Source organism: Duncaniella sp. (assembly GCF_029056165.1).
Lineage (GTDB): Bacteria > Bacteroidota > Bacteroidia > Bacteroidales > Muribaculaceae > Duncaniella.
In genome coordinates this window covers 105,278-116,257 of record NZ_JAIDBW010000030.1, presented here as the reverse complement: position 1 = coordinate 116,257, position 10,980 = coordinate 105,278, and the positions used below count along the sequence as shown (strand labels likewise).

Sequence of the window (10,980 nt, the reverse complement as noted above, 5' to 3'; positions counted from 1 at the left end):
CCGTTTCAGTTACGGCAATATCAAGACTCACCTCGGTAAGAACAGACCGCTACATCCGCAATCCAAATGGATGTATGCTGACGGCTCTATCGTTCCAATCAGAAGCTACAAAGGAGTTAAGCTTAACCGGACACAACTCAATGATTATGTAACCGGCAAGACAATCCGCCTCGATGGTTGTCAAGGCGAGAATCCGACCGTCTATATCAAATTCGATAAAGACAGAATGATTCCCAGCATTTACCGCTCTAATCCTGATATTCCGCAACAGTCGACAACTACTCAATCACACGGAGCGGGAATTACCATATCTTCGCCTTCTTTCAGAGGCGGAGCACACGATGATCAAAGTTTTGCCTTTAGAGATGGAATATCTGACGATTTCAAACGATGGTTGAGCCGTCATCCCGGTCTCAGCATTGACGAAGCCCTACACCGATACCGCGACGAACAAAAAGCTAAACAACGCCGAAAAGGCCCCCGACTATACTAACCACCAAAGCCATCGAGAGGATGTTGACTCTCGGTGGCTTTGATTATTCATAACTATTGATCCTTATCGTTGTGTCTAGTGAAGACTATCTTATAACATAACAGTTAGACTTCTCACTTCAAATCCAATGTTGGCTGCGGTTTATATTCAATAACAAGATTGAAGCACTTCTGCAAAGTAAGTATCCCAATTCCATCACATTCTGACAATGTTGTCATAGAACAGATACTTTTATTATTTATGGCAGTATCTATGGTCTCTAACTGATTCGCTCGAATACCCAATTTTTTTTTGTCGAGTATCGACATTGATATCCATTTCTCTTTAAACTGATTGAATAATTCATCAGGTGCTTCAGGATCGTATTCGTATATGTCAATAGGTATTGAACATTTCTCAAGATAAGAATGCATCATATCTAGCACCTCAATCTTATCCAAACCGCCATTATGTGTACCTAATAACGGAAATGCTATAGATGTGATCCCCTTTTCTTCGTAAGTGTCAACAAATTTTTGAAGACCTGCTTCTATATATTCCATCTTGCTAGGAAATTTCCAATGAATTTTTGTGGGAAAATTCAATATCCATTGTAAGCCTTCTCTCGATTGCTTATATAGCCATAATTTACCTACAGCAATCTGTCTAGTTTTACATAATTCTCTATACTTCTCATACATTTCCGGGTATCTGAGACGAAAGCCAAGAGCGACCCCCTTGCCCATTACTCCGACGCAATTTATCGTATTAACAATAGTTTGCTTATCTGATGAGAAGATATTTCCTTTCGTGAATGTTATATTACTCATATTATTACAGATCTCAATTGTTCATAACGGCTCCAATACTCAGCAGACATAGCCAAAAGTCCGTTTTCTTCATCGAATATCTTTTCTTTATTTTCATACACAAACATGTGTTCCAGATATTTCAGGCCACCTGCATCTTTTGTATATGAAGCAATATCACATTGATATAGTACCATCTTTAGTTGTAGCAAACATGATGCATCAATCTGGAGATCTTCTGCATCTTTCTTGATTTCATCTTGGAGCATACTACAATCATATCTTCCTTGGAAGAAATTGCCAAGGTGATCATCCTTCAATAGAACTTCAACAAGTTTCAGCTCATAGTCAGTGAAGGGAGCTTTTGACCAGAACTCCCTTATCAAGGAGAGAGTGTGTGTATGCTGGGTTGCTCTGTCCATAGCCTTTCCGATATCATGCATTGCTAAAACCAAACGCATCAAGTCTATATTCATCACTTTTGTGTTTAGTTCAAAGGCATACTTTTCGAATTGCTGACATACGAGTAAAGTGTGTTGTTTAATAATATAATGGCGCACTTTCGTATTATACAATTCTTCAAGTTTTGGCATTATTATTTCGATTGCTGTAATAAGTTCTTCTGGAGAAAACTCATCGTCATCAAAACTAACGCCAAGATACTTTTCGATATCTTCACTACGTGTGTATCTTACTTCACGAACTATAGGTTCGTGCTTATACACCAACCATCTCGGTGAGCGAGCAGCAGGACTCATATTGACGTAATAAACCTCAAAAGGAGTATCGCCAAGTTCTACAGAAACTTCATTAAACAATTGAATAATATTCTTCTTTTCGAATTTGATGTCTTTTGTGTTATGAACCTTAACTTTTGTGATATTATTACTTTCTATCTGGAAAATATAATCTCCATTATATCTTGTGTTTATAGAAAGTTCGTCATTTTCGATATCAAATAAAAGTTGAGGATTTTCATGTTCAAAGACATCCTCTGCTTCATATTTAGAGAAAATATGTTCACATATAGGGTCGTCCTTAAATATTGAACGTAGAATATCCGTCTCTTCTCTATCATAGCAGATAATCTGATAATCATTTATGTCAGAGAAATCGAACTCATTCTTAACCAAAAACTCCTGCTGTTTTTTGTCTCTAACCACCTCGTCATAATTGTTTTGGCTATATAAATGCACAGCATCAATTTTATATGGGTCATCAATTATCCTGTACACACTTGCCCAATTCGTCTGAAGATTGCCGGTGCTATATGAACATAAATTTGCACGTTTAGACAATACTTCCTGCAAATCAAATTTGAAGAATACTGGCATTGGACACATTGGCAAACCATTGCTTAATGCACGCTGGTAATATTTTGTATTTCTCTGCTTACCCAGGCATTCATTATAGAACTGAGTCTGGGTGCCTGTTCTATAGTAAAATCTTGCATAAGGATGTGCTTTTGCTGATCGGTGAACAACAGAACCTGCAGCATCGTATTTCAGAAGCCCAAGTTCATTTGCCCTATTTCTACTCAGAATCTTACGAGTTCGCATTACCTCAATTGCATTAAACATATGGGTAAAATGATACACATATGGCTTTCCATGACAGTTGGATTTCAACTCGTTATAAAATTTCATCAGATTGAATTCCTTCTGAAAAGAACTTTCTACACCAGAGGTTCTAAATGCTGGATTTTCTGATAATGAAACCCAATCCCATCGGTATCTGTATTTGTCAACGATTTCCTGTGTAAACTCAATATTGCCTGATTTTGAAATTCTAGACCAATCAAGTTTCACTTCAAACTTTTCAAGGATTTCTGCAGTAATAATGAAATCAGTTCTTCTGCATACAATAATCCAGTTCAAGTAATCCTTGAACTCATCAAGAACCTCTTCCGTCAACGACAGATTAGGACTATTAGAAATAAAATTCCAATCAAGATATTCTTTATATCTTTCAAGCTCTTTAGGATTGGAGATATCAATGTGGGAACTCTTAGATAATACCTTCCAGTCCAATTTATCTTTAAACGCAAATATGACATTTGCAGCCAACTCTTCACGGCGTGAAATCTGAGACCAATCAATGCTTTTATCTTTTAGAATATTGAGTACTTCCAATGTTGGGTAGAAATCATCACGTTGTGAAATAGTCTTCCAGTTAAGATCTTTATCTATTATCAATCTTAGTAGGTTGGGGGTAAATTCAATATCCTTACGTCGTATAAGCTCATTCCAGTCCCATTCTTTTGTTACTAATGCAATTAGAGTATCTGTATTTAGAATAATCTCCTTTCTCTTTGACAGTATTGCCCAATTCCAATCCTTATCCTTATTTTCTATGATGAACTCTGCTGTAAAAATACAGTCATTTCGAGAGGAAAGTGTAGCCCAATTCCAATCAAAATCTTTATGCTCCATTACAAACTCTGCAGAAAGAGCAAGCGATTTGTTTTGTGAAATAATATTCCAATCCCATGGATATGAAAGATGGGCTGAGATTGCATCAATGCTAAGTCTTACATCTCTTCTTTCAGACAATATAGTAAAATTCAGATATTTATCAAACTTTTCTATATGTTTAATCAGCTCCTTGGGGCGCTTAGGATTATAACTAAAACACTTGCTGTTTTCTGATAGATAGTTCCAATCCCACTCTTCACTTCTGATTTTTAGAATATTATCACACCAGTTAATTGAAGTTAGAGTAGATAGATACTTAAAGTTCCAATCATAATCTTCATTTTCAAGGATAGAAACAACTAAATCCTCCCAATTATTGAAGTCTTTAGCTATATTCTTATCCCATCTTAAGATACGATTCAGTGCCTTTGATGAGGAAAGTGCATCCCAATTTACATGAATACCATCCTCCTGATAATATTGTAGATATTGTTCAATCTCAAAATCAGAGCGATTATAGAGATCGCTATAGTTCCATTCAAATCTAACAGCCCTCAAAGACATGTTTCTCTGTAAAGATATTATGTCTTCAGTTGAGTAGCGCTTTGTGAACAAAGCCCATAAATGTGTATTGTCTTCAATCTTAGACAGAATGATAGCAATCTGTATTCTTATGTTTTCATCGGCAAGATCTTCCTCTGTAAGAATAGTTTGCAGTAGAGACTCCCAGTCCCATGAATCATAATACTCAGGAAGGTTCGATAATATAAAATCGTGTTCTGCACGTAAAGTAATGCATTTCCAGTTCCATCTGTCAACATATAATGACAGATTTTCTTGGATTTTTATTATATCAAGATGTTCTGACAAATAGTCCCAGTCCAGTTTGTCCACCCAACGTTTATCACCTAACTGAGTAATGTTCATACTGGCACAGAAACGCCTGGTCAGGACTTTCCAGTCCCAATTCTTCTCATTAAAGTTCCTACGAATTATGCCTTCAGAGACCTTTTCTGTAACCAATGACCATAGTTCTTTTGCTGATGCAATCGTCCTAAACGAAGAATCCTCATACAATTGATCAACATAATCTTCTCTTAGATTGGAAATTACCACGTCAAGAGTAAGAAAAGTTATGTGTTTCTTGATAAATTCAATATCGTTCAGAACAATATCTCTACGAGACAATTGCGACCACGACCATTTGAAGTCAATATTTGAATCAACGATATGGCATTCTGTAACCGAAGCAGAAATGTGATTTAGACCCTTAACGCTAAAATCCTTTTCTTTATAATGTTCAAAGAACTCAGAGTTCCATACAATATTAGGATTGCATTCAAAGCCATCTGCATAATTAGTAGATTTCCATGTGATGAAGCCCATCTTCTCATGCCAATCAATTAATTCTATTGACCATTGATAATCAGCCTTGTTTGCATTGTAATTGGTTACAAGACGGTCTTTACTCTCAATGACAGCAAAAGCGAACGCACTAGATTCGCAGTATGAATGAACCCAGCTACTGTCAGAGAATGCACGAGGCATCACATCCTCTACATAAATATATTTGCCTAATGCAGATATATTATCAAGGATGAATCCAAGTTCAGAATTCAACGACAGGAATTTCCAGTCCCACTTGCGAGCTGGATATGTGCATATAGATTTTGGATGTAGAGATAAGTATCTTTCCGTTTGAGAATACATAACAAACGGAATGGTTTCGATATATTGAAGAACGAACACGTCTTCCAATTTAGTCATCAATGTCTCCCAGTCCCAATCAATAGTATTATTGTGAAGTTCTGGAATAATAATAATTCTCTTGACAAAATCTATACTACGATTTGCAGACAGAGATTCAAAGTCCCATGGGTACTTTGTGGCATTCTCAACAATAAAGTCATCATCAAATCTTTCCGAAATGACAATCCAGTCTAATGATTCCTCATATTGCTTAAGGTTTAACTTTAATGATTCTATCGGACATACTGACGAAATCTTTGACCATTGGGCTCCGTTTGCAACTTTTGCAATACTGTCAAACAGTCTCTTGTCGTTCCAGTCTAAATACTCACTATCCAGAAAATCATCCAATGACCATACATCCATATAAGGGTACAAAGACTCGTAAGTCAATTTCATACCACTTTCTCTAACCAGGCACAGGTATTCTCCTATATGAATTTTATCACGAATGTATTGAGCGTTACAGTCATTGAACAACAAATCGTTAGCTTTCAACGAGACTTCATCTTGATAGAAGACTATAGGGTACTTTTGACCATTATATTCATATAATCTAAAATCAACATAAGCTTCACCCATTCTTGCATCAGTTGATGCCTTAGCTCTGAAAATCGAAGCACTATCATCTGACTGCAGTAACAAACGCGCCACAAATTCCTCTGGAGTGCCATACAACTCTTCTTCAATTGTATTGTTATTGAAATCATCATAAGGCAACAATTTGCTTCCTTGAATTTTCGATACGATACCAAGAGAGTCTCGGAAAGGGAAATACAGGAACTCCTTTTCTGTCTTTTGAGTCAGGTCAAAGCATTCGTTCAATAGCTGTGCCCCCGAATAGAATTCGTATTTAACACATTTCTTAAGAGCCAATTCTCCTAATGGAGTCACAGAAACCTTATGATCGACATTACTGATCAATGCGAACTTTGTTAGTTCAGAGAGGATTCCGCCAAAGATAGATACCTCTCCGGCATCTTTGTATCTTTTTGGAATCACGTCAAAATCATCCTGAACGTTGAATCCAAGAATACCAGCTAACCTGTTCTCATAGATAGAACCACCGTTATATTTTATGGTCATCAGTAGGACCTTATCCAACTTGGTCAGTTCAACTGTTTTATAGTAGGTAATATAACATGCCGTCTTGTTCAATCTCCACAAACGGAAATTAGAATCTGTGGAACGTGAAGCATAAACGAGCTTACCTTTATTGATAATTTCTTTATAATCCATATTCCTCAGCTGTTAAAATTTTACCATTTTCATGATTGCATACTGTATTGTACACATTATCATAAATTGCCTTTGTTCTAAAGAGTTGGCTGTCACCAACGATTATCAGCAAACGTTTTGCTCGTGACAAAGCAACATTCAATCGGTTTGGAGATTGAGCAAAGCCAAGATCTTCCTGTTTCGGATAACCATCTTCTCCGTATTTCGTATAATTCGGCTTTTGCCCTTTCTCTGTTTGGAGGCAGTGGCTTCTTACCATTGATACAATGATAAGATTTCGTTCCATTCCCTGAAATCTATCTACAGTACTAACTCTTATAGGCATCTCGTTAGGGTTGAATTCTCTTGCCATTTCCATGAGCAGTCGCAATTGCTTACCATAGAATGAAATCAAGCCAATCTGCTTGTCCTCAACACTGCTCCATCTATTATTATACTCATGGAATGAATCCGAGTCGTTCAGCTCACGAAGCAATTTGCGAATAATATCAACCTCTCCATAATTTACTCTTGACGTACCATCAAGCATCTCTGGAGAAGAAGAATCAATCCACAACACATGAACATTGGGATCAATAGGGCCTGCTGTGATACCATGGAATCTTGATGCTCCATTATTGATATAGTCAGGGTCATTGATTCCCAAGTCTTTTGGATAAACCAAACCGCACTCCAAACCACCTTCGTCCTTATAGAATTGTTTTATTACTTCATTTATTGCTGGATGCATTCTGAACTGATAGTTAAAAACGCCTTTGAGTCTTTCATCTATCTGATTGTATAATCGCTCAAAATGCGAAATTTCAAGGACATTGAAGTTTTTGACAACAAAACTCTTCAGTTCTTTTATTCGCTGCAATTCAGTATTGTCATTCGCGTGTTTAATCAGATAATCAAAAGAATTAGTGAATGACTCTTTTGAGATCATTGGAGGCAACTGTCGATGGTCACCAATGATAATATTCTTCTTTCCATAAATCAGAGGTAGGGACAATTCCGCTGGAGTTGCCTTACTTGACTCATCCTGAATTACAACATCAAATCTAATTTTAGGATTGTATTCGTTATCTCTTTGTGAGAAAACTCTTCTATAAGTCTTATAGAATGCGGTCGGAATAAATTTGTTTTTCTTACTCTGAGTAGCTATGTTTTCAGTAAGGATTATGTTTTTCTGTCCAATTGAGCTACATGTTGCACCTATTACATTACAGTTTGCAACGTAGTTGTCAAAAAATAGACCTTTAAGATTGTCTGTTGGATTCTCCAGCAGATCCTCCCATAGCTCTTGAGCTTCTTCTGGCATACCGTCCTTATCCATTCTTCTACTGATGTTCTCCATCCAATTCAGAAGGATTAACTTTTCGGGTGCTTCATAAACAGTATCTTCTACAGCTATAGCAACATCATCGTCGTCATCATCGTCAATGTCAAAAGACTTCTTCTTTACTGTAATGTCTTCACCTTTTGCCCAGCGGTACATGGCGGAATATGAAAATTGAAGACCTTCTGTTTCCAGACGAGACTCGTCACCAATACGGATAGGTTTAACCAAATTGTGATATGGATTCACTACTCTATCTATAGCATTATCAACAGCAAGATTCGTTTCCGATGTTAGCAGAATCCTCGTATTTTGATTCTCACGTACATGTTGCCAAATAAGCTCGGCAATAGCCGTTGACTTTCCAGAACCCGGAGGACCTTGGATTAATGACAATTCTGGAGCAAGAATAGCCTTTGCAATGGCAACTTTTTGTGGCTCATTATTAGCAATCCTTTTATTCAGAAGGTGTTTGTCTACTTCTTGTAGTTCTAATCTGATTTTCTCTTCATAATCCTTAATACCTGCAGCTTTAGAAGCATCAAAGATGAAAGTACCAAGTGAGGAATTCTCTACGTCACGACCTTCTACGATTCGGTTCAACGATTCTTTCAAACGTGCCAGTTTCTCCAAATCGCCCGAAAGGTCTGGAGTTATTTCCGTGACATCAGTGTCTTCAAACAATTGCTTGGTAACTTCATAAAAATCACCAGATATATCTAAGACCAATTCCGGGTAGTTTGCAGTTCTTATCAGTTTGCCGATTTTCAGTCCTCCAACTGTAAAATCAGCACCTTTGAGTTCTCGCGCTGCATCCAGCCTATCCTCTTCTCTGCTGGCAATATCATTGAAATATGCCAGTTTAACTTTATCAGAAGGCACTTCTGATAAAGTACACAAATATCTGGATTGATCAAATGTCTGTAGTTTATGGATTAACTGAGTCTTAAACGTCAATAGGTCTTCTATTTTCTGGAATTCTCGTGAGAATACAAGTTCTGTTCCCTTCTTCTTCAATTCAAGATGCAAATCATTAGAGAAATCATGAAGTTGATTCATGACTTCTGTCATATCTGCTTTTCTATATTGAACGTCGAAGTTGCACTTATGACCGTTCTTGAACAAACCAAAATCAACAAACGGATAGTCTCTGCTCAACTCAGTAAGAAGTTCGGGAAGGCTCTTTTCCTTCCAATTGAAATCTATACCGATTGAAGTACCCTTTGACGATATCGAATGCTCAATTGACGGCTTAAACGATACGTGCAGGTCATCATTAAACTTATCAAGCTCTTCTACCGATGCCCAATCTCTATTCTCACGGTACTTGTAATAGTACTTCTCTGTATAATCATAATTATCCTGACCGAACAATCTTTTCATCAGTTTATTCCAGAGATAGAAGTCAAAGTTAAAATCGGTAGTATCCTTCGTATTAAAGAACTCTGACGATATCATATAAGCAATATCCGAAGCGTCATCACCTTCGTCTTCCACATTCACAACATCATCTGCCATCTCTTCTACCTCTTCTTGCAACTTAGGACGTTTTACATTCTTATAGAAGGTAATTGTATTGCCATTTAGCTTAGGCAGTCCAAGCTTGTTTGCCTGCCAATCATAATTGTTAAGAGCATCCTCATGAATTATAAAGGTAAATTCAACCTTACACATTTGCAATTCAAACACAGGCTTTATCTTATCCAAGAATTCTTGAGAAAAATATCCACCTTCTACAGACACTTGCTTGTCTATACTTACACCTGTGTTCCTTTTCTTCCTATTATTCTTGAATGTTTCAATATTACTCAGTTTAAGACCAGGGCATATTTTCTCCAGATAAACAATTATGCTTGGGTATGTAGGAATGATAGCGGATGCTCTATCAGGCAAAGCCAATTGAAGATTAATGAATTCTTCATTATCCTTCAGTCTGTTTAACTCTTCAATGGATATTTGCAGGCGATTGTTCTTGTCAAAATCATATTCTACTTCCAGCTTATCCAGCAACTGTTTTACACCAGTAAACTGAGCACGTCTATCAACAACGCTGCCATCAACTACAGGGTTGTAAGTGAACGTGACATACTCTTTGTTGGCTTTAGTGCTTATTCTGGCTTTCGCAGATTCATCAAGCTTCTGCCAGTTAGAGATTGGAGCAATGATGTAGCCTTCTTCAAAGTGACAATCTGAAGAATCAATGTCCAAACTATCAATTATCTGTTGTTGCAATTCTTCTGTGGCATCAGAGGTATCAACTCTGACATACAATTTTTCATTGATAATAGTAGTGGTTTCCGGCAAAATAACAATAGGAGCAGTTCTTTGTCTAAGAATTTGTTCCTGTACTTCTGTATGTTTTTGCCATATTTCCTTCAGCAATGCTTTATCAGTAGTTTTCTTTGCTAGATTCTCCTCTACAACAGCTTTTCTGCTTACAACAACATTACGGTAGCCCTTATTTATCTTTATTACTTTAACATCTATAGTCTGACCCACAAAAGTTTCTAAATTCGCCCGGACTATATCAGTCTGAGAACCTGGCATAAATGCTTCTATCCCACAGACATCTACAATTGTGCCGCCCTTTGTACGACATTTAACATATGCTTTTATCGTATCGTTGTTGTCAAGAGCTTCATTTAACCGCTCCCAAGCTTTTAACTCTCTTGCTTTCTTGTGTGACAAAATTAAATTACCTAGACAATCACTTTTTGATTCTATGTATACATCAACGACATCACCAACCTTCAGCTCTGGATTATATATGAATTCATTTGCTGATATGATTCCATCATTACGACTACCTATATTAACCAAAACCTCATGCTGGTTGATGGAAACAACAGTTCCGGAAACTACTGTATCTTCGTCCATAACAGTAGTTTCTTCAGTTGACTCTTTTGTCGATTGTGATGAACCTTGATTGACATAGGCATCCCAATCAAAATCCTCTATTGGTATATTCTTCTCCAT

3 protein-coding genes and 1 pseudogene are annotated in these 10,980 nt (G+C 37.0%); 1 reads left to right on the top strand and 3 read right to left on the bottom strand.

Annotation, left to right across the window (positions count from 1 at the left end; all coding sequences use genetic code 11):
- Positions 1-493 (top strand): annotated as a pseudogene (locus tag K2G41_RS06695) (hypothetical protein); the annotation flags it as partial.
- Between the two features lie 113 nt (positions 494-606).
- Here K2G41_RS06695 and K2G41_RS06690 read toward each other — a convergent pair.
- Genes K2G41_RS06690 through K2G41_RS06680 form a run of 3 tightly spaced genes read right to left on the bottom strand, consistent with a single transcriptional unit; the run spans position 607 to position 10,980 of the window.
- Positions 607-1,302 (bottom strand): macro domain-containing protein, encoded by a 696-nt coding sequence (locus K2G41_RS06690; protein ID WP_300116655.1) that lies wholly within the window; start codon positions 1,300-1,302, stop codon positions 607-609.
- Positions 1,299-6,683, bottom strand: coding sequence for a DarT ssDNA thymidine ADP-ribosyltransferase family protein (locus K2G41_RS06685; protein ID WP_300116653.1), 5,385 nt, complete (start codon positions 6,681-6,683; stop codon positions 1,299-1,301). Before K2G41_RS06685 ends, K2G41_RS06690 begins: the two co-directional genes overlap by 4 nt.
- Positions 6,673-10,980, bottom strand: coding sequence for an AAA domain-containing protein (locus K2G41_RS06680; protein WP_300116651.1), 4,308 nt, complete (start codon positions 10,978-10,980; stop codon positions 6,673-6,675). Before K2G41_RS06680 ends, K2G41_RS06685 begins: the two co-directional genes overlap by 11 nt.